Annotated in this window: 25 protein-coding genes; 12 read left to right on the top strand and 13 right to left on the bottom strand. The window is 49.6% G+C overall.

All coding sequences use genetic code 11. The annotated features are described in order from the left end of the window. On the bottom strand, positions 1–569 hold a 569-nt coding region (locus KBS54_02305), incomplete at its 3' end, for a helix-turn-helix transcriptional regulator (GenBank protein ID MBQ0054962.1). Between the two features lie 251 nt (positions 570–820). On the opposite strand from KBS54_02305, the gene KBS54_02300 reads away from it, so the two are divergent. After that, on the top strand, positions 821–1,855 hold the full coding sequence (locus KBS54_02300) for a hypothetical protein (GenBank protein MBQ0054961.1): 1,035 nt from the start codon (positions 821–823) through the stop codon (positions 1,853–1,855). 292 nt (positions 1,856–2,147) lie between these two features. After that, positions 2,148–3,377, top strand: coding sequence for a hypothetical protein (locus tag KBS54_02295; GenBank protein ID MBQ0054960.1), 1,230 nt, complete (start codon positions 2,148–2,150; stop codon positions 3,375–3,377). Between the two features lie 154 nt (positions 3,378–3,531). Here KBS54_02295 and KBS54_02290 read toward each other — a convergent pair whose 3' ends face one another. Next, positions 3,532–3,906: a hypothetical protein gene (locus tag KBS54_02290; protein ID MBQ0054959.1), complete on the bottom strand. Its 375-nt coding sequence runs from the start codon at positions 3,904–3,906 to the stop codon at positions 3,532–3,534. A 641-nt stretch (positions 3,907–4,547) separates the two neighbouring features. Between KBS54_02290 and KBS54_02285 the strand changes: the two genes are divergently transcribed. From KBS54_02285 to KBS54_02240, 10 genes are all read left to right on the top strand, one after another. After that, positions 4,548–4,748 carry a hypothetical protein gene (locus KBS54_02285; GenBank protein ID MBQ0054958.1) on the top strand — a complete coding sequence of 67 codons (201 nt, stop codon included), beginning with the start codon at positions 4,548–4,550 and terminating at the stop codon, positions 4,746–4,748. Positions 4,749–4,950: 202 nt separating this feature from the next. After that, positions 4,951–5,181, top strand: coding sequence for a DUF2922 domain-containing protein (locus tag KBS54_02280; protein MBQ0054957.1), 231 nt, complete (start codon positions 4,951–4,953; stop codon positions 5,179–5,181). A gap of 159 nt (positions 5,182–5,340) precedes the next feature. Continuing rightward, positions 5,341–5,976 (top strand): sigma-70 family RNA polymerase sigma factor, encoded by a 636-nt coding sequence (locus KBS54_02275; protein MBQ0054956.1) that lies wholly within the window; start codon positions 5,341–5,343, stop codon positions 5,974–5,976. 103 nt (positions 5,977–6,079) lie between these two features. Next, positions 6,080–6,247 (top strand): hypothetical protein, encoded by a 168-nt coding sequence (locus KBS54_02270; GenBank protein MBQ0054955.1) that lies wholly within the window; start codon positions 6,080–6,082, stop codon positions 6,245–6,247. 105 nt (positions 6,248–6,352) lie between these two features. Continuing rightward, positions 6,353–6,778: a hypothetical protein gene (locus KBS54_02265; GenBank protein ID MBQ0054954.1), complete on the top strand. Its 426-nt coding sequence runs from the start codon at positions 6,353–6,355 to the stop codon at positions 6,776–6,778. Positions 6,779–7,098: 320 nt separating this feature from the next. Then, positions 7,099–7,422, top strand: a complete 324-nt coding sequence (locus KBS54_02260; GenBank protein ID MBQ0054953.1) for a helix-turn-helix transcriptional regulator — start codon at positions 7,099–7,101, stop codon at positions 7,420–7,422. Next, positions 7,415–8,779, top strand: a complete 1,365-nt coding sequence (locus tag KBS54_02255; GenBank protein MBQ0054952.1) for a Fic family protein — start codon at positions 7,415–7,417, stop codon at positions 8,777–8,779. The genes KBS54_02260 and KBS54_02255 overlap by 8 nt, the downstream gene beginning before the upstream one ends. 291 nt (positions 8,780–9,070) lie before the next feature. Continuing rightward, on the top strand, positions 9,071–9,424 hold the full coding sequence (locus KBS54_02250) for a type II toxin-antitoxin system RelB/DinJ family antitoxin (GenBank protein MBQ0054951.1): 354 nt from the start codon (positions 9,071–9,073) through the stop codon (positions 9,422–9,424). Positions 9,425–9,435: 11 nt separating this feature from the next. Then, positions 9,436–9,792, top strand: coding sequence for a hypothetical protein (locus KBS54_02245; protein MBQ0054950.1), 357 nt, complete (start codon positions 9,436–9,438; stop codon positions 9,790–9,792). Continuing rightward, entirely contained in the window at positions 9,777–10,121 is a 345-nt protein-coding gene (locus KBS54_02240; GenBank protein MBQ0054949.1) for a hypothetical protein, read from the top strand. The genes KBS54_02245 and KBS54_02240 overlap by 16 nt, the downstream gene beginning before the upstream one ends. Positions 10,122–10,432: 311 nt before the next feature. Here KBS54_02240 and KBS54_02235 read toward each other — a convergent pair whose 3' ends face one another. The 11 genes from KBS54_02235 to KBS54_02185 all read right to left on the bottom strand — a co-directional run bounded on the left by KBS54_02235 (position 10,433) and on the right by KBS54_02185 (position 24,849). Further along, on the bottom strand, positions 10,433–11,815 hold the full coding sequence (locus tag KBS54_02235) for an AAA family ATPase (GenBank protein MBQ0054948.1): 1,383 nt from the start codon (positions 11,813–11,815) through the stop codon (positions 10,433–10,435). A gap of 369 nt (positions 11,816–12,184) precedes the next feature. Further along, positions 12,185–13,861: a formate--tetrahydrofolate ligase gene (locus KBS54_02230; protein ID MBQ0054947.1), complete on the bottom strand. Its 1,677-nt coding sequence runs from the start codon at positions 13,859–13,861 to the stop codon at positions 12,185–12,187. After that, entirely contained in the window at positions 13,862–17,560 is a 3,699-nt protein-coding gene (locus KBS54_02225; GenBank protein ID MBQ0054946.1) for a phosphoribosylformylglycinamidine synthase, read from the bottom strand. Then, positions 17,560–18,828: a phosphoribosylamine--glycine ligase gene (gene purD / locus KBS54_02220; protein ID MBQ0054945.1), complete on the bottom strand. Its 1,269-nt coding sequence runs from the start codon at positions 18,826–18,828 to the stop codon at positions 17,560–17,562. Before purD ends, KBS54_02225 begins: the two co-directional genes overlap by 1 nt. Positions 18,829–18,840: 12 nt before the next feature. After that, positions 18,841–20,019 (bottom strand): phosphoribosylaminoimidazolecarboxamide formyltransferase, encoded by a 1,179-nt coding sequence (locus KBS54_02215; protein ID MBQ0054944.1) that lies wholly within the window; start codon positions 20,017–20,019, stop codon positions 18,841–18,843. 4 nt (positions 20,020–20,023) lie between these two features. Further along, a complete protein-coding gene (locus KBS54_02210) occupies positions 20,024–20,653 on the bottom strand; it encodes a hypothetical protein (GenBank protein MBQ0054943.1) in 630 nt (209 codons plus the stop codon). 63 nt (positions 20,654–20,716) lie between these two features. Next, positions 20,717–21,181 carry a pyridoxamine 5'-phosphate oxidase family protein gene (locus KBS54_02205; protein ID MBQ0054942.1) on the bottom strand — a complete coding sequence of 155 codons (465 nt, stop codon included), beginning with the start codon at positions 21,179–21,181 and terminating at the stop codon, positions 20,717–20,719. Continuing rightward, positions 21,178–21,786: a phosphoribosylglycinamide formyltransferase gene (locus KBS54_02200; GenBank protein MBQ0054941.1), complete on the bottom strand. Its 609-nt coding sequence runs from the start codon at positions 21,784–21,786 to the stop codon at positions 21,178–21,180. Before KBS54_02200 ends, KBS54_02205 begins: the two co-directional genes overlap by 4 nt. 1 nt (position 21,787) lies before the next feature. Next, positions 21,788–22,390, bottom strand: coding sequence for a formate/nitrite transporter family protein (locus tag KBS54_02195; protein ID MBQ0054940.1), 603 nt, complete (start codon positions 22,388–22,390; stop codon positions 21,788–21,790). After that, complete coding sequence (locus KBS54_02190; GenBank protein MBQ0054939.1) at positions 22,384–23,421, bottom strand: phosphoribosylformylglycinamidine cyclo-ligase; 1,038 nt, start codon at positions 23,419–23,421, stop codon at positions 22,384–22,386. Before KBS54_02190 ends, KBS54_02195 begins: the two co-directional genes overlap by 7 nt. Positions 23,422–23,424: 3 nt before the next feature. Beyond that, positions 23,425–24,849, bottom strand: a complete 1,425-nt coding sequence (locus KBS54_02185) for an amidophosphoribosyltransferase (protein MBQ0054938.1) — start codon at positions 24,847–24,849, stop codon at positions 23,425–23,427.

Here is a 24,849-nt window from a genome sequence, read left to right as displayed (position 1 = left end):
TTTTCGGGGTCGATTATTCTGTCGGGGTATTCCGCCTTGTTGAAGCTGACGAGCGTGAGCGTGCCGTTTTTGTTGTACAGCACCCCTTTGACAAACAGCCTGTTGTCAACGCTGACGATTGCTATGTCGCCCTGCATAACTTCAATGTTTGCCGCAAAGAGCACCTTTGCGCCGTCGTGTATGACAGGCTCCATACTGTTGCCTTCCGCGCAGATGATTTTGCAGTCCGCACCCTGCCAGCTGTAGCCCATGAGAGCCGCCGAGGCTATCGGATATTCGTCTATCGTGTTCCATTCAACGCCGTCAATGCCGTTGCCCGTTCCGGCGGAAGCGCCTATTGTTTTGTCTATAACCGGTACGAAGACAACGGAGGCAAGGGTCATTGCGTTGCCGCACAGATAATCCGCGGTGACGCCCAGCGCCTTTGACAGCTTCTGCAAAATGTCAGACGTCGGCTTTGCGTTCTTTGCCTCGTAGCGGAAAACCGTAGAGGGCGTTACCCCTATGGCGTCCGCAAGCTGCTTTCTGGACATTCCCATTTCTTTTCTCGCAGTCTCTATGTTGTTCATGCCTGTCCACAACCTTTCATAAGTTTCTGCCGGTTAATTTTATCATAAAATTTTCAAAGTGCAAGAACAAAAATAAATAATACGCAATAAAATATTTATATATTGCGCAAACGCAATTTTGAGTATAAAATATTAACGAACGCGAAACCGAAAGCGCGAAAGAACAGACGGACACAGTCCGCGCGTAGGGCGGAAAACGGCGGAAAGCGGTTCCGTGCAAAAAATATCATCAGATTGGAGAGTGTTGCACAATGGCGCACAACAGTACAGGAAGCCTCTCCTGGCGGAGACTGTCGGATGACAAAGCCGCAGTAAAAATCAATTACTTTCTTCATTTTCCCGACGCTTTTTCACAGCATGAAATGAGTATGGACGACGCGGAGTACAGCTTTTACTGGCGGCTGTTTCATCTTATGTTCAAGACCGGCGGTTTTCTGCCTTACGACGCTGACACGATACGTTCCGCGACGAAGCGCAGAAGCCTGAAACAGACAAAACAGCTGCTCGGCAGACTGCTTTTGCTCGACGAGTTTGAGATAATTTCTTATTCGGACGTGCCGGAGCAGTACAGGAAATTCTTTATGAAGAGGGAAAGCTATTTTGCGCGCGATGACAAGATACTTTTTAACAGCAGGGTGTTTGAGCTTGTCGAGTACAGTATCGGCATTAAAGAGACGTCCGCAAGCAACGGAACAAAGGGCGGACGAAGGGAATTGCGCGGGCAGGATTGCGAAATTGAGGAAGATTTTGCGGGAAATAAAAACCTGTGGGTTAACCCCCGGGGTGCCCATACAGATTCAGATACAGAATTAAATAATATTTCTGCGCAAATAAGCGCAGAAAAAATAATTACGGTCCGCGGCGCTGAAGAAGACTGCGGGGAATTTCGCGGTCTGCGCGCGGCAGAGCCGAGGGAAGAAGACGCTGCCGTCTGCGGCGCGTCAGGCAGGGAGCGGGAGGCGAAAAGCGGGGAGCTTTATTCTATCGCTTCGTTTCGCAATCTCTGGAACGAATGGGCGGAGCATTTCGGACTTGAAAAGTTTAACCGTCTGACTGACAGGAAGCGGAAAATGTTTGAAGTCCGCCAGCGGCATTTCGCTAAGGACGGGGCGTACGAGGAGAGTTTTTGGGTTAAGCTGCTTTCAGCGGTTGCGGAGAGCAAAGACGGTTTTTACGTGGGGAACAACGACGGTTTCAAGCACTGCGGAACGCCGTGGCGAGTAACCTTTGACTGGCTGTTCAAGAATGACGACAACGTGGAAAAATTCCTGAACGCTGTACAGTAATAAGAACCAATGACTATAAGAACCAATGACGAAAAGAAACAATGACGAAAAAAAGCAATTGTGGAGGGCTTGCTCTGCAGCCGCTGGGCACAGGCAAGCCTTCATTGAAGTTAAAAGCAAAAAACATAAAGATTATTAGGGCGTTAATTTCAAACGTTGCAGCTTGCTGCAACACCGCAAGTGGTTCTCTTTGTGATTGTTTCTTATAGTAATTGTATTTTATAGTAATTGGTTCTTATCGTAATTGATTTTTATAGGTACTTGGTAATTATTAACAACTAAGGAGAGTGCAATGCTGACTAACTTTTCCGAAATACCTGTCGAGCCGGCGAAGCTGATTGAATGTTTTGACAAAACAATGCAGCTTCCCGAAGCAGACAAAATAGAAATGGTGGAGTACAACATAGCCGAATGGACGCGCTATTTTGCCTCAAACGGCTGTCTGATTTCCAAAATTTGCAATTATATGCTGCCGCTTGTAAAAGCCTGTCCCGTCGGCGACAAAATAGCTGAAAGCACGGTGAACCGCATCGTGGCGCACGAATGGCACGCTTTTCAGTCGGAACACGGCACGCTTGAAGCGGAACGGCGCGGAATGATTTTCAGCCCGAAAAGCTTCAGCGAAGCCTTTAAGCAGACCGAAAGCTCATGGCGCGAGCAGGGGCAGCTGTTCCGCTTCGGCATAGACGAACTGGACGGCGCAATAGGCGGGGGAGTGAGCGAAGGGCAGCTGCTTTCCATAATCGGCAATCCGGGCAGTATGAAAACGAGCCTGCTGCTCAACGGCATACAGCAATGGGTGGCAGACGGCGGCAGTGGCGCGGCATTTTTCTCGCTTGATATGGGCAGGGTGCCCGTTATGGAGCGCCTTTTGGCAAGAGAACTTAACTGCGCCCCGTCGCGCGTAAAACAACTTGCGGAAGCGGGCTCTCCGCTTTACGAAGAAGCGAAGCGGAGACTTGCGCGGTTTTACGACGGCAAGGTTGATGTGCTTGAAAACACGCTTTCCGTCCGCTGGACTGTTGAAGGAATAAAGGAATACGTAGAGCGCAACATACCGAAACTTGTCTGCATAGACTATCTTACGCTGCTTAAAGGCGCAGACCAAAGCGACTTTGAAATAGCAAACCAGGCAACCGCGGAACTGCTGACCTCCGCCAAAGCCTACGGCTGCGTGCTTGTAATACTTTCGCAAATGTCCGTGGAATCGCAGAGACTCCAGTCGCAGGGCGGCACGGGAGGTAGCGCGAGAGGCGGCGGCTACGTGAACGAACGGGCAGACGCGGAAATAGAGCTGTTCCGCGACACGGGAGACGACGAATACGGCAGAGACAACGGCGCGGAAATAATAGCGACCGTCAAAAAGACAAGAAAAGGCGGCACTGGCGGAAGCTACAGACTGGACTACGCAGGAGAGCCGATGCGCTTCAAATCAACGGCAAGCAGGGTAAGCAGGGTGAAGAAACGCAAAAAGCTATTCGGACACGCCGACGCGAGCTGGCACGAATATAAAAACCAATGACCAAAAGAGCCAATGACCAAAAGAACCAATTACCATAAGGGACAATGACTATAAGGGACAATGACGATAAAAACCAATGGCAAAAACTTGAAGGGCAAAAACATCTTGCGGCGGTGTTGCATAAAAAAAGAGGGCGGAACAAAATTTCCGTCCTCTATTTAGTAAAATTAACGTCAGGTTCTAAATAAGCATTGCCGTTTTCGTCAAGCTTCAGAGTGTCCTCGCGCTCTGCAACATCGCAGCGCAAAACAAGAAACCTGCCCTTCGTATGCCTGAAAAGAGAGAGCCACGGCACCCTGCCGTCCTGCTTTGCTTCCTTTGGCACTATGGCATTAACGCACTGCCCGAAAAGCTGCCGAACCTCCTCTGTAAGCTGTATTGTCCTGCAGAATTTCAAAGGCTCACTGCCCTTTACCTGAAACTCTATAAGACGCTTATGCTTTATATTCTTCTTAATTCTTGTACCTGAACGCTTCTTAGTCTGTATCTTCTTCTTAGCTCTAAGTTCTTTATCCTTATGTCTGAGCATAATAAAACTCCTTATGTCTATTTTGAATTTTGGGTATGAAAACACAAACGGATAACACACAAAAACTGTTATTCGTCCGCCTGCGCAGGCGTATTACAGAATCCGGATACTGAAAGAGGACCGCGTATCTGCGCCGGAAACCGGCTGCCTCCGGCAGCCGTTACCGAGGTTTTCCTTGACATAGCCTATGAAGCAGCGGGCTTATCAGAACCGGAAACCGCATCACGTAATGCGTAAAAGTGACAAAACACGGAAGCTTTAGCAGGAAACGAAAGGAGCAGCAGGCTCTGCTAAGCCCTCCCAACGTTTCAAAACCACCGAGCCGGAACAGGATTAAAAACAACAATTCTGTTCCCCGTCACCCTCTGCACTATAATGTTCACTAAATAAGAAATTTGTAACATGGGGGAAAAGAGAAAAAAATAAAAAATTTCGGAAAAGTTTTTGAAAAAAAATAATTTTTTTTATTTCTTTTTCAATTTACAGGGGTGTTACAAAATCTTTATCCGGTGAACATTATAGCATAGAGGCGGATGAGAGAAAGCTATAAGCAAAAGCTAAAAGCATTAAGCCAAAGCCTATAGCGTATAGCCAATAGCGTACAGCGGCGCCTCAGCGCCAAAACAAAGGAGGTGAAAAATATGGCAAGTTTTGAAAACGAAAGCATGGCAATGAAATTCTCGCTTACCGTGGACGATGCCAAGAAAACGGTATCTGTAAGCAAAATTTCGCCGAGTGCGCCGGCAAACACGCTCAACACTGTTGCAGGCAGCTTCAAACCGCTGTTTGTATCAACGCCGAGCGCCGTCAAACGCAACAGCGTGGATCTGATAGAAGATTAGCGCGGAGAAAGCTGTAAGCTGCAAGCGGCAAGCGGTAAGCATTAAGCTAAAAGCTAAAAAAAGCCTTAAAGGTTTTAAAAGCCTATAGCCAATAGCGTATAGCGTGCAGCGGTGCGGAGCGCCAATAAGGTTCTAATGCTTAATGCTTAAAGCTTACAGCTTACAGCGCGAGTGAAACGAGCAGACAAAGGAGGTGAAAAATATGGCAATAACGACTACGAGAAAACTCAAAATGAAATTTCTCAAAGGCGACGGAACGGATCACAACATAATCCTGAACTACGTCAAAGACGGACTTAAAGAAGGCTCAGGCGCACAGCTTGTAAAAACCGCGATGGACGAAGTTGTGGCACAGCAGCCGATAGCCGGAAGCATCGCTTCCGCAAACGGCGCGGAAGTCATTGAGACCGTAACCACCGACGTTGAAATGTAGCAAGTCCAAAGCCGCGGACAGAGACGGCAGACTAAGTTAAACTCTCCGGCCGGAGAAAAACTGACACAGAACAACTATTTTGCGCGGGATTGCCGTTTTTCGCTTACAGCGAAATTTGGCAATGAATGAATAAAGCCGCCTGCAGGCGGGAGGTAAATAATGGAATTGGCGTACACGAAAATTGAAACGGAAGAAAACGAAGCAATGCTCTTTGCAAGCGCGGAATACGCGCCTGAAAACGAGCCGGAAGAAGACGGCTGCGAAATGACGGCAGAGGAAGCAGAAGAAGCGGTTGAAAGATTTGACCCCCTGATAAAAAGCCTTGCGCTTAAATACGAGGGGCAGGGCGCGGAAACGCAGGACTTGGTGCAGATAGGGCGCATAGCGCTTATCCGTATCGTGCCGAAAATGCGGAAAGACAAATATTTCCTTAACAGGCTGCAGCGGCGGATGAGACGCATTATAAATTTCAACGCCGAAATTCTGCGGAAACAGAAGAAAAATCTGTACGGCGAATCGGTGCCGATAACGGAAGAAATTGAACTGCTTGCCGGCGAAGACCGCGGCGTGGAATGGGCGGAGCGCGAAACGGATATGTTTGAAAAAGTTGAGCTTCTGCTCACGCCGGAAGAAATGAGCATAGTCTTCGCGCTCTACGAGGGAAAAAGCAGACGGCAGATTGCCGCGGGGCTGCAAGTGTCGCACATGACGGTAGTCAGGCGTCTTGAAAGAATACAGGAAAAACTGAACCCGCTTAAAGGCTGGCTGCTCCGTATGGCGGAAGAAAGAATGTAAGAAGGGATAAAAACAATGACAATAAAAATCAATTATCAATGACAAATTACCAACTGCTAATTGAGGAGAACTTGCTAAGTTTGTTGAAAGGAGGGAAAAAACAATGTCAGGAAGAATAATTCATGTGGGAAGTGAAATTCCCGAAAGGCTTTACAGGTCATTCAGGAAAGTGATAGGCTGCAAAGGCACGACCGCAAAAAGCGCCATAAAACAGCTCATCACCGAATACGTTGAACGGGAAAAAGGCAGCGTAAATTCGGAAAACATCTGACGTAAGCGGCAGGCGGGGGACTGAACAGTCCCCCGCTTGTGTGAATTAAAAATTTTTTGTGTTTTGTTGTATAATACTGTTATCATACAATAGGTGGTGGACAGAATGAAAAAGCTGACCGTATTCATACTCGCGGCACTCATTGCAATAACCTGCGTTTCAACAGCACTTGCGGCGAACTGGGTGGAAACAGGCAGAAACGACAACTCTATTTTCTCCGTAGATATATCTTCAGTTAGGCGGACAGACGACACGTTCAGGATGTGGAAAAAATGTGTTCTGTGCACTCCGCAAGCACAAGCTGAGTGGAAAAAAATTTTGGAATCTTCCAAAACTCCTGTTTATTATGTAGAATATTCGGAGTACAAAATTGATGAACCTGCATCCAGAAGTATATCTACAACATACTACGCAGAAGACGGCACAGTTGTACATTCTTTTGGTGAATACTACGAATGGAAAATGTTTCCGCCCGATTCTGTTGGTGAGGACATGTGGCACTGTGGCAGACAAGTTCTTGGTTTAGAATAGAGCCGTAACAGGAGAGCGAGACGCTCTCCTGTTTTCTTCTATCGCGTAAAAAATTCTGCCCGTGCCTGTGCGCGGCTGATAAGTACACGGCTTGTAAATTGCAGAGTTGAAATACGATTTATGTATTGCAAATGCTGATTTTTGAGATTTTGCGACGGATGACGCTGTTGAAATTGTTAGATTTTCTAAAATATATGTTGTATTTTCTAACAAACAGGAGTATAATATTTCCGCTTTAATAAAACAGACTTAAATCTTTGTGCAGTACAACCCTTTACCGCAGGTGTTCAGGCTGCAATTTTTTGTTGGGAGGAAGAGAAATGAGCACTATTAACGAGAGAATTAAACAATTTCGCAGTCAGCTGCATTTGTCTCAGGAGTACGTCGCAAATTTTCTTGGCATTAACAGGGCGTCGTTTTCACAACTGGAAAACGGCAACCGGAAGCTGTCTGCCGATGAACTTGCAAAACTGTGCGAGCTGTTCGGCGTGTCGTCGGATTTTCTGCTTTCGGGAGTGAAAACAGACGAGTCCGTAGCATTTTTTGCCCGCAGTTTTGAAAAGCTTGATGAGAATGACCAAGCAGAAATTATGAATTTAATACGTTTCAAAGAGCAGATGAAAGCAAAAGCGGCGCATGAATAGTTTCAGAGAGCAGGCGAGTAAGTTTGAGAGCGCCGAAAAGATGGCGCAGGCGTTCTTAAAAGCATATTTTGGCAATTCCAAAATTGTTTTCCCTCTTAATCCTTTTCAAATGCTTAAGGACGAGGGAATTATTTTTTCAATTTCAAATTTTCATAAACTTGAAGGGGTGTATGTACCGGCTGCTGACGGTGATGATGTGCCTGTAGTCGGGATTAACGCCAATCGTCCCATAACGCGCCAGCGCTATACTGCTGTACATGAATTGTGCCACCATTTTCGAGATACAGGCAAGAGCGTTGTATGCCCTATGTCTCCTCAGTCTGCAACCGAGAAGTTTGCGGAGTCCTTTGCTTCGGCTGTGCTTATGCCGTATGCAGATTTGAAGCACCAGGTTAATAAACGCAAAAATGCCGGCGGTTATATCAGTTTTGACGACGTTCTTGAAATAGCGGATTATTTTGGTGTAAGTTTTCAAGCCTGCCTGTTCAGAATTGCGTATGTAATACACGCAATAAGCGTAAATACGGAACCTTCTGAACTTAGAAAAAGCATTGCCAAATATGCGCCGGAGAAAAAACGCAGGGCAAAACATTTGTCTTACGCTAAGCTGTATGCAGGGTTGTTTGACTGTTATTTTAAGCAGCTTGCCACAGACGGCAATGACCGCGCAAGGTTTGTTTTCCAAAATAATTATATTTATAACGACAGCAGAATTGAAGGTCTGGACGTTGATATAGAGCAGATAAGCGAGATAGTTACTGATTTGAGACTTAAGAAACAGAACAGCTGTTATTGTTCTGATACCGGCAGCGACGCGTATATGTCCGCCGCCGGCCATTATGATATTTACCAACATATTTTTACCGAAGAACATAAAGATAAACTGTCTGTTTTTGAGACAATGTCGCTGAATCAAAAGCTTTTCGCGTATTATCCGCATCCTGAGTTTGGCGGTTCAACGAGGAAAAATAATACTCTTGTTATTGGAGCAAAATTTGAAACAGTAGACCATAACGACATAGCGAATGAGCTTGCTGCACTCGATACAGAGGTGAAAAGAAGTTTTGAGCAGCGTTTCAGCAAGCCGCTCAGCAAATATATACAGGAAATATGCCGCATACATCACCGCCTTACCGTTATTCATCCTTTTGCGGACGGCAACGGAAGAACAGCAAGAGCTTTTATGAATATGCAGCTGGTACGGTCGAGCATTACGCCCTTGTATATCAGGACTGAGGATAAAGACGAGTATATTGAGGCGCTTGCCGCGGCGGATAAAACGCAGAATTATGAACCGCTGTACGAGGTTATTTTCAAAGCAATTTTGCGGTCTCACGTTGAACTGAAAATGCTGTAATATATTGCATAATAGTTATGGGTAATTGGGGTGAGGCGTTATGGTTTCGTATTTTGACGAGGCGGCTTATGAGAGTTCTTTGATTGAGCTGTTTGAAAATCTTGATTACAGGCACGTGTACGTGCCTGAGGTTGAGCGTAAATAAGCAATCTCCCCGCCTGCGCGGGGAATATTTTTTGTTTAGTTGTACAATACTGTTCGGATTTTTTGCGATTGTAGGGTGTTTGTGTTGCGTTTGTGTGTACTATGTTGTAAAATATTGGCGTGTTGTACAAGGACGGAGGTAAAAATATGGCTGCCAAATCTGCGAATTTGTATGCAAGAATAGAGCCTCAGGTTAAGGAACAGGCGGAGGCGATATTGTCTTCTCTCGGCGTTTCCGCGTCAAGCGCCGTGAATATGTTCTACAAGCAAATTGTTTTGCGCAGGGGACTGCCTTTTGACGTAAAACTTCCGGTGTCAAACGTGCCTGACATAAGCAGTATGGACGTTGAAGAACTTGACGCGGAACTGCAAAAGGGTTATTCGGATATGCAGTCCGGTCGTGTACGCCCTGCCGGCGAATTTTTCAGGGAACTGGGGAACAGCGGCTCCGCGCGGCGCTGTGCAGAGTTAAAATACGATATTGACAAAGCCGATATATGAGGTGAGCAAATATGATTATTTTAACTAAGGTTATGACTATGCAGGAGATAGAACAGCTGAACGATTTTCCTAACGGATTTGTCAAAGGTGTCGTTGATATTGATAAGGGGCTTGTTGCGTTGGACGCAGATATGCATTATCAGTTGGCAGATTACTTAAAAATACAGAATGGCTCGCGTGAAATTGACTTATGGGGTTTTAATCTTTGGTTCGGTAAGAGTATGCTTGAAGATATTTTAGAGTATGATTCTTTTATAAATATACATAACAATCAGTTGCATGGTTTTCTTCGCGGAGGGTTGAATGTTTTGGATCCCGAAATTGAGGCGAGAGCAACAGAGGTGATTTGCAGATGGATTCAGTTTTAGCCGAACGCTGGTTTAGTCTGTCTCTTGTTGAACAGATGGTGAATATCGGCAATGAGGTGAGGCGCGCTGTGCGATTTGATAATGACGCGCAGAGGAAAAGGGCTTTTGTTGATAAAGCGGTGGAGTACACGCGGCTTTCAATGTCTGACCCTAAAAATGCCCGTGTCGTGCCTGAGCTTGAAATTTGCTGCGAGGTGCTTAATGATTATGCGGACAGACACGTTTTGAATTGCAGTAAGGAGCAGATTTGCGCCTATTATGATAAGTTTCTTTTGATGTTGCAGGGAAAACGCATTGAGCACAGAGCAGCAGAACCTGAGGATTTATAGTTTGAGGAGTAAATGAAAGAAAAAATTCGCGATGGCTGAAATTACATGTATGAACGGTCTTTCCGCAGTTATAAGCAGCGGCAGACACGAATGTTGACACGTGGAAAATATTTGCTACGATAATACTGTAAATTCTGTTCGCGCCCGTGCGCGACTGACAAGTACACGGCTCGTAAATTCTGTTCGCGTCCGTGCGCGACTAATAAGTACACGACTTGTAAATTTTGCCCGCGCCTGACGTTGAGCGTAATAAAACAACCTCCCCCTGCGGGGAGATTGTTCATTTTACGGGCTACTTGTTTTCAGATCAGTCACGAAATTCTGCTATGTTCGACAAGGGTGTTGTTTTTGATGCTGTCTGCAAGCAGGAAGGTTTGATACAGCGGTACTGTAAGCAGTTTTTGTTCGGGGCTGTACCCATATTTGTTGGCAGAAATTTTGACTGCAAGTTTACAGCTGTTATGTTCGCGGAATTTCTCAAGGGATTTCAGGGTGCCGTGTTTTTTCTTTACGTCTATCGGAATGACATTGCTGCTGCTTACCGTGACAAATTCAAATTCAGCGCTGTTTTTGCCTTTCCAGTAAAACAGCGGTATTCCGGCTGAGGTCAGTTCCGCCGCGGCGAAGTTTTCAAAGAATATCCCTGAAAGTGTGTTGACTGCGTTCGGGTCAATAAAAGTCGCCATGTTGATTCCGCTTTGATACGCGAACATTCCGGTATCTGCCATATACAGTCTGAAATCAGGGTGTCCGTTGTCTGTCAGCGGAATTGTGACATGTTCGTTCAGCTGCTGCGATTTATATATAAGTTTTGCTTCTTCGAGCCAGTCGATGGGTGTTTTGAGGTCGCGGCTTCTGAGCGATTTGTCAACGAGTGAGCTTCTGAAATTTTTTTGTTCTTTGTTCAGCTGCGTGTATATGTTTTTGTACACTGCTTTTGCCCGTACGACGGAATCTCTGCTTGCCTGATATAAATTCATGTCGTTCAGATAGTTGTCGTAAAGTGTCACAAGCGTTTCTCTTGCCTCAGCCCCCGAATGTGCGGTTAGATATATATTTAAGGCTTCAGGCATTCCCCCGATTAAAAGATATTTATAGAGGGCTTCCATTGCCATAGCGTGCTGCCAGTCTTCAAGCGGTCTCTGTTCATTCCATGCGGCGGAGAGAGCGTCAAGAAGCATTTCGTTTGAATTTAACAGATATTCTTCAAAGGTCATCGGGTGAATTGTGAGCTGGCTGATTGCGCCGACAGGGAAAAAATATGATTCCGCATGACGCCTGTTAGCGGCTGCCTGTTCCCGTTTCAGTTTTATTCTTACCATTGACCCCGTTGCTATGACGGGCTGTTCGGGCATATCCTGCCGGAAATATTTCAGGGCTGTAATTGCGGGCAGGCACTCTTGTATTTCATCGAATATCAGAAGCGTGTTTCTGTCAATTTTTCTGTTGAAGCGATAGGAAAGAAATTCTGTTATTTTCGCCGCATCGACTATATCAGCTTCAAGGATATAATTTCTTATGTCCGTTTCTTTTTTGAAATCAACGTATATGCAGCTGTCTTTGAAATGTTTTTCGGCAAAGAGGTTTCTGACAAGATATGTTTTGCCAACCTGCCGTGCCCCCCAGACTATCATCGGTTTCCGGTTGCCGCAAGCGAGCCATTTTTCAAGCGTACGGGCAGCTGTTCTTTCCATCTCATTCACCTTCCTGACATTGCCAATTATACCCGTTTTTGCAAAAATGTACAATTTAAGGCTCCAAAAAAGTGCCAAAATGTACAATTTAAGGCTGTAAAAAAGTACCAAACGGGACACTTTAAGCTGCGAAGCGTTGCTATGACCGGATTTATTAAATTGACGAAAATAAACAATCTCCCCGCGCAGGCGGGGAGATTGCTTTTGTATTGCAAATAGGGAGTTAAAATTGTTTGTTTTTAGAACAGTCCTGAAATTCTGCCGTTTTCGTCAACGTCGATTTTTTCCGCTGCGGGCACTTGGAAGTCTTAAGAGGTACGAACCGGAAGAAGCAGGAGCCCGGTTCGTACTCTGCCGGACTGTTTGTTTTTAGAACAGACCCGAAATACGTCCGTTTTCGTCCACGTCAATTTTTTCCGCCGCGGGCACTTTCGGAAGTCCGGGCATGGTCATTATGTCTCCTGTGAGGACGACGACGAAGCCGGCTCCGGCGGAGACTTTTACGTTTTTGACCGTTACGGTGAAGTCTTCGGGCGCGCCGAGTTTTGAGGCGTCGTCGGAGAAGCTGTACTGTGTTTTCGCTATGCAGACAGGGATTTTGTCATAGCCGAGGGCTGTGAGTTCCTGTATCTGTTTTTTCGCGTTCGGAAGGATTGAGATGCCTTTGCCGCCGTAGATTTTCGTGACAACGGCGTTGATTTTGTCTTCAATGCTTCCGTCAAGTTCGTAGGAGAAGGTGAAATTGCCTTTTTCTTCTTCGCAGAGGCGCACGACTTCTTTCGCGAGTTCTACACCGCCTTTGCCGCCTTCTGCCCATACTGTTGAGAGAACGGTGTTGACGCCGAGTTCGCGGCATTTTTTGATGATGAAGTCGATTTCAGCGTCGGTGTCTGTCGGGAAGCGGTTGACCGCGACGACGCAGGGAAGCTGATACACGTTTTTGATGTTTGACACGTGGCGGAGAAGGTTGGGTATGCCTTTTTCGAGCGCCGCGAGGTCTTCCGTGTTGAGCGATTTTTTGTCAAGTCCGCCGTGCATTTTAAGGGCGCGGACGGTGGCGACGACGACGACCGCGTCGGGGGTGAGTCCCGCCATGCGGCATTTGATGTCAAGGAATTTTTCCGCTCCGAGGTCTGCGCCAAATCCGGCTTCCGTGACGGTGTAGTCGCCCATTTTAAGAGCGAGGCGCGTTGCCATGACTGAGTTGCAGCCGTGCGCGATGTTTGCGAACGGTCCGCCGTGTACGAATGCGGGCGTGCCTTCGAGGGTCTGTACGAGGTTCGGTTTGAGCGCGTCTTTAAGCAGGGCGGTCATGGCGCCTACGGCTTTGAGGTCGCCGGCTGTTACCGGTTTTCCGTCGAAGCTGTAGCCGACGATTATTCTTGCAAGGCGTGCCTTGAGGTCGGTGATTGAGCTTGCAAGGCAGAAGACAGCCATTATTTCGCTTGCGACTGTGATGTCAAAGCCGTCTTCGCGCGGCGTGCCGTTTGCTTTGCCGCCGAGTCCGTCGGCGATGAAGCGGAGCTGTCTGTCGTTCATGTCAACGCAGCGTTTCCACGTTATGCGGCGGACGTCTATGCCGAGCGCATTGCCCTGCTGAATGTGGTTGTCGAGCATTGCGGCGAGCAGGTTGTTGGCAGCGCCGATTGCGTGGAAGTCTCCCGTGAAGTGGAGATTGATGTCTTCCATAGGCACAACCTGAGCATAGCCGCCTCCGGCCGCGCCGCCTTTTACGCCGAAGACAGGTCCGAGCGAGGGTTCGCGGAGAGCGACGACGACGTCTTTGCCGATGAGTTTCAGTCCGTCGGCAAGTCCGATAGTGGTGGTCGTTTTGCCTTCGCCGGCAGGTGTCGGGGTGATTGCCGTTACGAGGATGAGTTTTCCGTCTTTTCTGTCCGTTTCCTTGATGAGCGCCGGATCAACTTTCGCTTTCCAGCGTCCGTACTGCTCAATGTACTTCTCGTCAACGTGCGCTTTTTCGGCTATTTTGCCTATCGGTTCGAGTACACATTCCTGTGCGATTTCAATGTCAGATTTCCAGGTCATTTATATCTCCTCCTTAAAGTATTGTACTGCTGCTTCAAACATTCGGTTATCGTAGTTCCCAGGCACGTTTTTGTAAAGTCCGGAGCCTCTGCGTTCGCTGTGTCCCATTTTTCCGAACACGCGTCCGTCAGGCGAGGTTATGCCCTCAACGGCGCAGATTGAGCCGTTGGGGTTGAAATGCACGTCAGCCGAGGCGTTTCCGTCAAGGTCAACGTACTGTGTCGCAATTTGTCCGTTTGCCGCGAGGCTGCGCAGAAGCTTGTCAGAGACAAGGAAGCGTCCCTCTCCGTGCGATACGGGGCAGCTGTATATTTCCCCGGGCTTTGTGAGCGCGAGCCACGGCGATTTGTTTGACGCTATGCGCGTTCTGACTATTCGGGACTGGTGGCGCGCTATCGTGTTGAAGGTGAGCGTGGGGCAGTGTTCATCGGTGTCGATTATTCTGCCGTAGGGCACGAGTCCGAGCTTTACAAGCGCCTGGAAACCGTTGCATATTCCGCAGACAAGTCCGCCGCGTTTGTCGAGCAGGTCTGTCACCTTATCTTTTACCGCTTCGTTGCGGAAGAAGGCGGTGATGAATTTCGCGCTTCCGTCAGGCTCGTCCGCGCCGGAGAAGCCGCCCGGAATGAATATCATCTGCGCTGTTTCAAGCCGTTTGGCGAAATAGTCAACGCTTTCGGCGATTGCCTGCGGGGTCAGATTCTTAACAACGATTATTTCCGTTTCTGCGCCGGCGTCTTCCATTGCCTTTGCGCTGTCGTATTCGCAGTTCGTTCCTGGGAACGCCGGTATGAGCACCTTCGGGCGCGCGCATTTCATCAGCGGTGCGGGGCGCGTTTCGGCGGCGTATTCAAAGTTGGCGAAAACGCCTTTTGCGTCGGGAATGTTGCAGCTGAATACCGGTTCAAGCTTGTTTTCGTAAAGCGAGAGTATTTCGCCGAAGGAAACTTTTTCGTCTTTGAACGAGAATTGCCCGTCGTCCGTGACTGTGCCGAAGGTTTTGTCAGGCTCTTCGTTTCCCGTAACTTCAAGCAGGAATGAGCCGTAATCGTAATCGAATACGTCTTTGAGCGAGAGACTGCCGTCAAAGGCAAAGCCGAAGCCGTTGCCGAAGCCCATTTTCATAACAGCTTCCGCGCAGCCGCCTATGCACGGCGTGTAGCAGGAAACGGCAGAGCCGCTTCTGAGAAGTTCCGTGACGCGGGAGAATATTTTGAGCAGGCTGTCCGCTTTCGGCAGTCCGTCTTCGTCTTTTTCGGGCGCAAGGCGTATTACGCGGTGTCCCGCCGCCTTGAATTCCGGCGAAACGATGTCTGACGTCTTCTGCGTTGTTACGGCAAATGACACGAGCGTTGGCGGAACGTCCAGCTTTTCAAAGCTTCCGCTCATCGAGTCTTTGCCGCCTATCGCGGCTATACCGAGTTCTTTCTGTGCCTTAAACGCGCCGAGCAGAGCCGCGAACGGCTTGCCCCAGCGTTTCGGGTCGCGTCCGAGTTTTTCAAAATATTCCTGGAAGGTGAGATAGACGTCTTTAAATTCCGCGCCGCTTGCAATCAGTTTGCAGACGGATTCCACAACGGCGAGGTACGAGCCCCGGCAGGGGCTCTGTTCCGTGAGGAACGGATTGTAGCCCCAGCTCATTAAGGAGCAGTCGTCCGTGTGTTTCTTTTCAACCGAAATTTTTTGTGCCATTGCCTGTACCGGCGTGAGCTGGTTTTTGCCGCCGAATGGCATAAGCACCGTGCCCGCGCCTATCGTGGAGTCAAAGCGTTCGGCAAGTCCGCGTTTTGAGCAGCAGTTCAGGTCGGAGGCGGCAGCGCGGAGATTTTCCGCAAAGCTTCCGGATATTTCTTTTGCTTTAAGTTCAGAGTTCGCAGTTTCTATCGTGATGTGTTTTTCTGCGCCGTTTGAGTCCAGAAATTCGCGGCTGATGTCAACGATGGTCTTTCCGTTCCAGTGCATTACAAGCCGCGGTGTTTCGGTTACTTCGGCGACCTTGCACGCCTGGAGATTTTCCTTTTCGGCAAGCGCGAGGAAATGCTCAAGTTCCGCCGCCTCGACGACTACCGCCATGCGTTCCTGCGATTCGCTTATAGCAAGCTCCGTGCCGTCAAGTCCTTCGTATTTTTTCGGTACGGCGTCAAGATTTATTTCAAGACCGTCGGCAAGCTCGCCTATGGCGACTGAGACGCCTCCGGCTCCAAAGTCGTTGCAGCGTTTTATAAGCCTGCTCGCTTCCGGATTTCTGAAAAGTCTCTGCAGTTTTCTTTCTTCAGGCGCGTTGCCTTTCTGCACTTCGGCTCCGCAGGTCTCGACGGAATGGCTGTCGTGCGCCTTGGAGGCGCCCGTCGCGCCGCCTATGCCGTCGCGTCCCGTGCTTCCGCCGAGAAGGATTACAACGTCTCCCGGGGCAGGGCGCTCCCTGCGCACGTTTTCGGCGGGGGCAGCCGCTATAACCGCCCCTATCTCCATGCGTTTCGCCGCGTAGCCCGGGTGGTAAATTTCGTCAACTATGCCGGTGGCAAGTCCTATCTGGTTTCCGTAGGAAGAATAGCCGTTCGCGGCGGTGGTGACGATTTTGCGCTGCGGAAGCTTGCCCGGAATCGTTTCGCTGACCGGCGCAAGCGGGTTTGCCGCGCCCGTGAGGCGCATTGCTCCGTACACGTAGGAACGCCCCGAAAGCGGGTCTCTGATTGCGCCCCCGACGCAGGTAGCAGCTCCGCCGAACGGTTCTATTTCCGTGGGGTGGTTGTGCGTTTCGTTTTTGAAAAGCAGAAGCCACGGCTCTTTTACGCCGTCTGCCTCTATTTCAATTTTAACCGTGCAGGCGTTTATTTCCTCGGATTCGTCAAGCTTGTTGAGCTTTCCCTGTGCTTTGAGATATTTCGCCGCGAGCGTTCCTATGTCCATAAGACACACGGGTTTTGTTCTGCCAAGCTCTTTTCTTGCGGCAAGATATTCGTCCCAGCAGCCTTGGAGGAATTTGTCCTCAAAGCTTACGCTGTCAATTATCGTGTTGAAGGTTGTGTGTCTGCAGTGATCCGACCAGTAGGTATCCGTCAGTTTGATTTCCGTTATCGTCGGGTCGCGCCCCTCTTTTTTGAAAGCGGACTGGAAGAAGAGCAGGTCGTCAAGATCCATGGCGAGACCGTTGGCTGTGAGAAATTCCGACAGCCGGTCTTTTGTAAAATCCCTGAAACCGTCTATGACCGCCACTTCCGACGGCACGTCGTACACGGTTTTAAGCGTCGCGGGAAGATTGAGGTCTGCTTCGCGCGCTTCAACGGGGTTGATTACGTATTTCTTTATTTCAGCTATTTCGGCTTCCGTCAGCGTTCCGTAGAGCGCATAGACCTTAGCCGAGCGTATGAGAGAACGTTCGCCCTTGGATATTATCTGTATGCACTGCGCCGCTGAATCGGCTCTCTGGTCGAACTGGCCGGGCAGATATTCAACGGCGAAAACGACTGCGTCTCCGAAATCGGGCTCGCGCGCTGCCGTGTCAAGCTGCGGCTCAGAGAATACGACTTTTTTTGCGTATTCAAAAAGCTCAGGGGCGATGTCTTCCGCGTCGTAGCGGTTCAGAATGCGCAAGCCTGTCAGCCCCGTTATGCCGAGCAGCGTTTTAAGGTCGTTCAGCAGCGCTTTCGCTTCGTTGGCAAGCTCCGCCTTTTTTTCAACAAAAACTCTGTAGACCATTATTCTTTACCGGCTTTCATTGCGCGCGCGCCTATGTCGTGGCGGAAATACGCGTTTTCAAAGCTTATCCTGCCGACGAGCGCGTAGGCTGATTTTATTGCTTTTTCAAGCGTTTCCTCAACAGCCGTCGCGCCGAGTACGCGTCCGCCGTTTGTCAGGAGTTTCCCGTCTTTTCTGACCGCTCCGGCGACGTAGACCCTGTCCGATATTTCTGTCGGAATGTTCATTTCAAAGCCCTTTTCGTAGCTCTGCGGATAGCCCTTTGACGCCATTATTACGCAGCAGGCGTGATTTTTGCTGAAGCGCACCTCAGTTTCCGAAAGCTTTTCTTCGGTTACGGCTTTCATTACCGTGAGCAGGTCGCTTTCGAGCAGGGGAAGGACAACCTGCGTTTCAGGGTCGCCGAAACGGCAGTTGTACTCAATGACCTTGGGGCCGTCTTTCGTAAGCATAAGCCCGAAATAGAGACAGCCCTTGAAGGTGCGGCCTTCCGCGTTCATCGCGTTTATTGTAGGCAGGAAAATTTTTTCCATGCAGACGTCCGCTATTTCCTTTGTGTAATACGGGTTCGGTGCTACGGTTCCCATGCCTCCGGTGTTTAAGCCGGTGTCGTTGTCCCCCGCGCGTTTGTGGTCCATTGAGGAAATCATGGGCACCACGGTTTTGCCGTCCGTGAAAGAAAGTACGGAAACCTCCGGCCCTTCAAGAAATTCTTCGACAACAATCTGATCGCCGCTTGCACCGAATTTTTTGTCCTGCATGATTTCAAGCACAGCCGCTTTGGCTTCGTCTCTTGTCTGCGCAATGATTACGCCTTTGCCGAGAGCAAGCCCGTCCGCCTTGATAACCGTCGGCACCGGCGCCGTTTCGATATAGGCAAGCGCGGCGTTCATATCCCGAAACACTTCGTAGGCAGCTGTCGGTATGTTGTATTTTTTCATAAGATTTTTGGAAAAAACCTTGCTGCCTTCAATAATCGCGGCGTCTGCACGCGGCCCGAAGCAGGGAATGCCCTGTTCTTCAAGCTTGTCAACGCAGCCGAGGACAAGAGGGTCGTCAGGCGCCACGACGGCGTAGTCTATGCTGTTTTCTTTCGCGAATTTTGCGATGCCGGCAATGTCTTTCGCGCCGATATCAACGCAGACAGCATCGTCTGCGATGCCGCCGTTGCCAGGCAGTGCAAAAATTTCTTCAACCGCCGGATTTTCTTTCAGCTTTTTTATTATGGCGTGTTCCCTTCCGCCTCCGCCTACAACGAGGAGCTTCATAAGAGGCTGTCCTTAGTGGTGGAAGAGGCGCATGCCCGTGAAGGCAAGAACCATGTTGTATTTGTCCGCCGTTTCGATTACGTTGTCGTCGCGGATTGAGCCGCCCGGTTCCGCAACGTACTGAACGCCCGATTTTCTTGCGCGCTCAATGTTGTCACCGAACGGGAAGAACGCGTCGCTGCCGACCGTTACGCCGCTCTGCGTTGCAATCCATGCTTTCTTTTCTTCCGCGGTGAAGATTTCCGGTTTTACCTTGAAAATTTTCTGCCAAGTGCCTTCGGCAAGCACGTCCTCGTATTCGTCCGAGATATAGACGTCAATGGCGTTGTCGCGTTCGGGGCGTTTGATGCCCTCGACAAACTGAAGCGAAAGAACCTTCGGGCTCTGGCGCAGATACCAGTTGTCGGCTTTGCTTCCGGCGAGTCTTGTGCAGTGGATTCTGCTCTGCTGTCCGGCGCCGACGCCGATTGCCTGCCCGTCCTTGACGTAGCAGACAGAGTTTGACTGAGTGTATTTAAGCGTGATGAGTGAAACGATGAGGTCGATTTTTGCCTGTTTCGTAAGCTCTTTGTTTTTTGTTACGATGTTTTCGAGCAGAGTTTCGTCAATTTTGAAATTGTTGTGACCCTGTTCAAAGGTGACGCCGAATACGTCCTTGTATTCCTGAAGCGCGGGAACGTAGGCGGAATCGATTTTAACGACGTTGTAGTTGCCTTTTTTCTTCGTTTTCAGAATTTCAAGCGCTTCCGGCGTGTAATCCGGCGCGATTATTCCGTCTGAAACTTCCGCCTTGAGATATTCTGCCGTGTCCGCGTCGCAGGTGTCGCTGAGCGCCGCCCAGTCGCCGTATGAGCAGAGCCTGTCAGCGCCTCTTGCCCTGATGTATGCGCAGGCAACGGGGCTGAGTTCTTTTCCCGATTCCACGAAGTAGATTTTTTTGTCTGTATCGCTGAGCGGAAGACCGACGGCGGCGCCTGCCGGCGAAACGTGCTTGAAGCTCGCGGCAGAGGGAAGTCCCGTTGCCTCTTTAAGCTCCTTTACAAGCTGCCATGAATTAAAGGCGTCAAGAAGGTTGATGAAGCCGGGGCGTCCGTTGAGCACCGTGACAGGCAGCTCCGAACCGTCTCTCATAAAAATTTTCGCGGGTTTCTGATTAGGGTTGCAGCCGTATTTAAGTTCAAATTCTTTCATAGTCTTAGTCCCCCAGATTTTTATTGTAAAGTTTTACTTCGCCGCTGACGCTCGTGTAAAGCGAAACCTTGTTGTCTTCGTTGAGCGCCGCCCAAAGCTCGTCAGGCTCAGGCATTTCAACTTCCACCGGCTCTCCCGCGAAGCTCGGAAGCGGACTTCCGTCGCCCTGATAGGTGCTGATGAAATAGCCTTTTCCCTCGTCGCAGCCTTCGTAGCTGAAAAATTCGCGCAGGCAGCGTCCGTCGAGATGTTTCAGAATTGAAATGTCAAAGCTTCCGTCGTCGTAGAGCATTGCGGAAATTCTCGGCGTAAAGTTGGGTTCGTCAGGCTCGTATTCGCGCTGCATACAGCCGCCGATAAAGCCGTGGTCGCGGATTGTGTCGGTCTGATTGCCGTTTGTTACGATAAGGCCTTCTTCCGTTTTGCGGACGGGGTGGTAGATGATCAGGCTCGGATCCTGCATTTTGCCTGCGTCAAAAGCTTCCGTGCGGATTCCGTCCTCGGTGAGCGAAAAAATTCTGTTGCGGCTGTTCACGGAACGGCCCATGATGAAATAATAAACGCGGTTTTTGCCTACAACTATCCCGCGTCCCGGATAAGGATTGTTTCTGAGCATTTCAAGCAGATTTTTCATTTGTGCATCCTCGCCTTTCTGTATTGAAAATTAGAAAATTAAAACCGACTGGAACGTGCTTTGCTACGTTTTGTCGTTTTTCTTGCCGTAAATTTCTTCAACGTGAATTTTAACTATGCACACAGAATCGGCAATCGTTTCGTTCACGGTGTAAGCTCCCCTGATAAATTTGTTCCGTACAAGCTCAAGCGCTTTTATTTTTTCAGCCGTGTCCGTCAGAATTTCCGCCGTTCCCCAGCCTGAAACCGATTTGTAGTGAGTGGTGTACACTCTGTTTTCCGGATTCTGATAGTATTCAGCCTGAGCTACCGTGTTGAACGCGACGCGCGGGCTGTTTTTTATGCAGTCGAGCTTCAAGCCCTCTTTCGCGCAGTGAAAATAAAGATTTTCGCCGTCAAAGACGTGATTCACCGGCACGGCGTAGGGGCTACCGTCAGGCGCCGACAGGGCAAGCGTCATATATTCCGCTTCGCGGACAACTTCGTCAATCCACGCTCTGTCGGTTACTTCCCTGTCCCTGCGTCTCACGCGTTTTTCCCCGCCAGCTGTTTTGAAACTATTTCGGCAGCCTGAGGCAGAAGTATCCATTCAGCCTGCTCCATAACGCGTTTCTGCAGAATTTCCGGCGTGTCGCCTTCTTCGATTTCAACCGCTTTCTGCAGAATTATTTTTCCGCCGTCCGGAATTTCGTTCACGAAATGCACCGTTGCGCCGGTTACTTTTACGCCGTATTTCAGAGCCTCTTCGTGAACCTTAAGCCCGTAATAGCCTTTTCCGCAGAACGAGGGAATAAGCGCGGGGTGCACGTTGATTATCCTGTTTTCAAAGCGGCGCGTGAACTTTTCTCCGAGTATGGACATAAAGCCCGCGAGAATAATCAGACCTATACCGTGTTCTTCAAGCGTTTCCGCAAGCTTTTCCTCAAATTGTTCCTGTCCGCCGCAGTCCTTTTTCGTTATGCAGAGCGCCCTGACGCCCGCCTTTGCGGCGCGTTCGAGAGCGAAGGCTTTGGAATTGTTGGAGACCACGAGCGCAATTTCGCCGCTCGGGATTTTTCCCGCCTTTTCCGCGTCAAGCAGAGCCTGTAAATTTGTTCCGCCGCCGGATACGAGCACCGCTATTTTTGTTTTCATTCTATTTCTCCTTAAGCGCGAGGTTGAGGAACGGAATAAGCAGTCCGCCTATGCTGTTGCCCAATACCACGAGCAGAATGAAAATCAGCGACGGAGCGCCAAAACTCCCTGCCGCCGCAAAATAGAACATATCGGCTATCGAGTGTTCGTAGCCGCTGAGAATAAATACCGGTATGCAGTAGACTATGCCGGAAATGTTTCTGTTCTGTCTGAAAATTATTACCGCAAGATATATGAGTATTCCGCAGAACGCCCCGCGTATTACGGTCTGAAGCGGAAGCTGGTTAAGCTTTGCCGCGCAGATAGCGGAGGCCGCTGCCTGCATGTTCGGAACCGCGTAAGCAAGCAGTCTGCCGCAGACGAAGGTGCCTGCCGCGTTGCCTATTATGCAGAGTATAAGGAGCTGCCATGCGGCTTTGTCATGCTTTTCAAGCATGAAGCAGATTTTGCCCGTGTAAAGATAATAGCCGAGCATGCAGATGCAGAGCAGGGCAACGGCGAAGAAGACTGAACCGGCGATTTTGTTTTCGCACGCGAGAAAAACACCGCCTCCGAGGGAGATTAATATGCCGGAAATAATTCCGCTTACTATGTCGTTTAACATATTGTTATCTTCTCCTCCGATTTTTCAATTTCGCCGATGACGTACGCATTTTCTCCCGCCGCTCTCAAAGCGTCGAGAGCTTTGTCCGCCGTATCCCGCGACACGACGAGGCTCATTCCCACGCCCATATTGTAGGTGTTGAACATGTCGCGTTCGTCAACGTTTCCTTTGCTCTGCAGAAGCTTGAAAATCGCGGGTGTCTTTATCGCCGCTTTCTCAATTTTTGCGCCGAGACCGTTTGGTATGCAGCGAGGTATGTTTTCGTAAAAACCGCCGCCCGTTATGTGGCTTACGCCGTGGACGTCGGAAACTTCGATTGCCGCGAGCAATTGCTGCACATAAATTTTTGTCGGCGTGAGCAGCGCTTCGCCGAGTGTTGTGCCCAGATCATCGCAGTGCTGTCCGAGATCTGCTTTTTCAACGTCAAAAATTTTGCGCACCAGCGAATAGCCGTTTGAGTGGATACCGCTTGAAGGAAGCGCTATAACGACGTCTCCCGCGCACATTTTATTCTTGTCAAGAACCTTTTCTTTGTCGACTATTCCGACGGAGAAGCCCGCAAGGTCGTAATCGTCAGGCTGCATTGTGCCCGGGTGTTCCGCTGTTTCGCCGCCGATCAATGCGCAGCCTGCCTGAACGCAGCCTTCCGCAACGCCGGAAACGAGCTCTGCGACCTTTTCGGGTTCGTTTTTGCCGATGGCGATGTAATCAAGGAAGAAAATCGGTTTTGCGCCGCAGCATACTATGTCGTTCACGCACATGGCAACGCAGTCGATACCTACCGTATCGTGCTTTCCGAGCAGCTGCGCAATGCGCTGTTTGGTGCCCACACCGTCGGTTCCCGAAACAAGAACCGGCTCTTTCATTCCCGAAAGCTGAGGCGCGAAAAGCCCCCCGAAGCCTCCGATGTCGGAAACAACGCCGGGAATGAAGGTACGTTCGACGTGCTTCTTCATAAGTTTTACGCCTTCGTAGCCTGCTTCGATGTCAACGCCGGCAGCGGCGTATGCCGCTGAGAATGATTTGCTCATGGTCTATTCCTTTCCTGTCCAGCAATAGGTGCACACTTTGTCTTTGTCAAGCCCGATGGCTTCGAGCATTCCGTCAAGCGACTGATATTCAAGCGACGTAAAGCCGAGTTTTTCGCAGATCGTTTTAAGCAGACAGCGTCCGCGTTCGCAGCTTCCGTCAGCATATTCGTCAAGGTGTTTGTGCCCTTCATCGCCTTCAAGCTCCTGAACTATGCGCCGCGCCAGCAGATCCATTTCCGAATTTCCGCGAGAGAAATTTATGTATTTGCAGCTGTACATCAGCGGAGGGCAGGCAGAACGCAGATGAACCTCTTTTGCGCCTGCCTCGTAAAGAAATCTTAACGTTTCGCGGAGCTGTGTGCCGCGCACTATGGAATCGTCCACGAACAGAAGTTTTTTGTCCTTAATAAGCTCCGGAACGGGTATCTGCTTCATTTTCGCTACCTGATTACGGGTCTTCTGCTTTGTGGGCATAAAGGAGCGCAGCCAGGACGGCGTGTATTTTATAAACGGCCGTGCGAAGATCTTTCCGCTTTTGTACGCGTAACCTATTGCGTGAGGTATTCCGGAGTCAGGCACCCCCGCAACGATGTCAACGTCCGGAAGCAGTCCCGCCTCTTGTTCGTTGCGCGCCATTATTTCGCCGTTTCTGTAGCGCATTACTTCAACGTTCTTCCCCTCGTAATTGGAATTCGGATAGCCGAAATACGTCCACAGAAAAGCACATATTTTCATGTCGCTGCCTGCGGGGGACAAAACCGTTAATTCGTCGGGTGTAAGTTTGACAATTTCAGCCGGGCCAAGCTCGCGCTCTATGCCGTAGCCGACCTTTTCCGCGGCGAAGGATTCAAACGTGACGCAGTATCCGTCCTCGTTTCTGCCGATTATTACAGGCAGTCTGCCCAATTTGTCGCGCGCCGCAATAAGTTCGCCTTTATCGGTTATTATCAGCAGCGTCATGCTTCCGTCCACCGCTTCCTGAACGTGGCGTATGCCGTCAACAAGATTGTCGCGCGTGTTGATAAGAGCGGCGACAAGTTCGGTGGTGTTCACTTTTCCCGAACTCATAGCCATGAACTGGTGCCCGTGATCGCTGAAATACTGCTCAATCAGCTCATCGGCATTATTTACCAAACCGACCGTGGTCAGGGCGTAGATTCCGAGATGCGAACGCACAAGCAGGGGCTGGGGCTCGGAGTCGCTTATGCAGCCGAACGCGCAGCTGCCCTCAAAGTCTGCAAGGTCAGGCTCGAATTTGGCGCGGAACGGTGTGTCGGAAATGGAGTGTATCTGCCGTTGAAAGCCTTTTTCTTTTCCCCATACAGCCATTCCGGCATTGTTCGTGCCGAGATGACTGTGGTAGTCCGTCCCGAAAAATACGTCATACACAATGTCGCGGTTTGATACCGCTCCGAAAAAGCCTCCCAT

This window comes from Candidatus Equadaptatus faecalis, assembly GCA_018065065.1.
Taxonomy (GTDB): Bacteria; Synergistota; Synergistia; order Synergistales; family Synergistaceae; genus Equadaptatus; species Equadaptatus faecalis.
Note: the sequence above shows the minus strand (reverse complement) of the source record. Positions and strands in the feature narration are given on the sequence as shown.

Excerpts from the sequence above, each read along its gene's own strand:
- KBS54_02300 (MBQ0054961.1), top strand. The coding sequence starts at position 821 with ATGGCGCACAACAGTACAGGAAGCCTCTCCTGGCGGAGACTGTCGGAT.
- KBS54_02235 (MBQ0054948.1), bottom strand. The coding sequence starts at position 11,815 with ATGGAAAGAACAGCTGCCCGTACGCTTGAAAAATGGCTCGCTTGCGGC.
- KBS54_02260 (MBQ0054953.1), top strand. The coding sequence starts at position 7,099 with ATGAGCACTATTAACGAGAGAATTAAACAATTTCGCAGTCAGCTGCAT.
- KBS54_02195 (MBQ0054940.1), bottom strand. The coding sequence starts at position 22,390 with ATGTTAAACGACATAGTAAGCGGAATTATTTCCGGCATATTAATCTCC.
- KBS54_02245 (MBQ0054950.1), top strand. The coding sequence starts at position 9,436 with ATGATTATTTTAACTAAGGTTATGACTATGCAGGAGATAGAACAGCTG.
- KBS54_02280 (MBQ0054957.1), top strand. The coding sequence starts at position 4,951 with ATGGCAATAACGACTACGAGAAAACTCAAAATGAAATTTCTCAAAGGC.
- KBS54_02295 (MBQ0054960.1), top strand. The coding sequence starts at position 2,148 with ATGCTGACTAACTTTTCCGAAATACCTGTCGAGCCGGCGAAGCTGATT.
- KBS54_02190 (MBQ0054939.1), bottom strand. The coding sequence starts at position 23,421 with ATGAGCAAATCATTCTCAGCGGCATACGCCGCTGCCGGCGTTGACATC.
- KBS54_02265 (MBQ0054954.1), top strand. The coding sequence starts at position 6,353 with ATGAAAAAGCTGACCGTATTCATACTCGCGGCACTCATTGCAATAACC.
- KBS54_02255 (MBQ0054952.1), top strand. The coding sequence starts at position 7,415 with ATGAATAGTTTCAGAGAGCAGGCGAGTAAGTTTGAGAGCGCCGAAAAG.
- KBS54_02210 (MBQ0054943.1), bottom strand. The coding sequence starts at position 20,653 with ATGAAAAATCTGCTTGAAATGCTCAGAAACAATCCTTATCCGGGACGC.
- KBS54_02185 (MBQ0054938.1), bottom strand. The coding sequence starts at position 24,849 with ATGGGAGGCTTTTTCGGAGCGGTATCAAACCGCGACATTGTGTATGAC.
- KBS54_02290 (MBQ0054959.1), bottom strand. The coding sequence starts at position 3,906 with ATGCTCAGACATAAGGATAAAGAACTTAGAGCTAAGAAGAAGATACAG.
- purD (MBQ0054945.1), bottom strand. The coding sequence starts at position 18,828 with ATGAAGCTCCTCGTTGTAGGCGGAGGCGGAAGGGAACACGCCATAATA.
- KBS54_02215 (MBQ0054944.1), bottom strand. The coding sequence starts at position 20,019 with ATGAAAGAATTTGAACTTAAATACGGCTGCAACCCTAATCAGAAACCC.
- KBS54_02240 (MBQ0054949.1), top strand. The coding sequence starts at position 9,777 with ATGGATTCAGTTTTAGCCGAACGCTGGTTTAGTCTGTCTCTTGTTGAA.
- KBS54_02275 (MBQ0054956.1), top strand. The coding sequence starts at position 5,341 with ATGGAATTGGCGTACACGAAAATTGAAACGGAAGAAAACGAAGCAATG.
- KBS54_02250 (MBQ0054951.1), top strand. The coding sequence starts at position 9,071 with ATGGCTGCCAAATCTGCGAATTTGTATGCAAGAATAGAGCCTCAGGTT.
- KBS54_02285 (MBQ0054958.1), top strand. The coding sequence starts at position 4,548 with ATGGCAAGTTTTGAAAACGAAAGCATGGCAATGAAATTCTCGCTTACC.
- KBS54_02270 (MBQ0054955.1), top strand. The coding sequence starts at position 6,080 with ATGTCAGGAAGAATAATTCATGTGGGAAGTGAAATTCCCGAAAGGCTT.
- KBS54_02225 (MBQ0054946.1), bottom strand. The coding sequence starts at position 17,560 with ATGGTCTACAGAGTTTTTGTTGAAAAAAAGGCGGAGCTTGCCAACGAA.
- KBS54_02230 (MBQ0054947.1), bottom strand. The coding sequence starts at position 13,861 with ATGACCTGGAAATCTGACATTGAAATCGCACAGGAATGTGTACTCGAA.
- KBS54_02200 (MBQ0054941.1), bottom strand. The coding sequence starts at position 21,786 with ATGAAAACAAAAATAGCGGTGCTCGTATCCGGCGGCGGAACAAATTTA.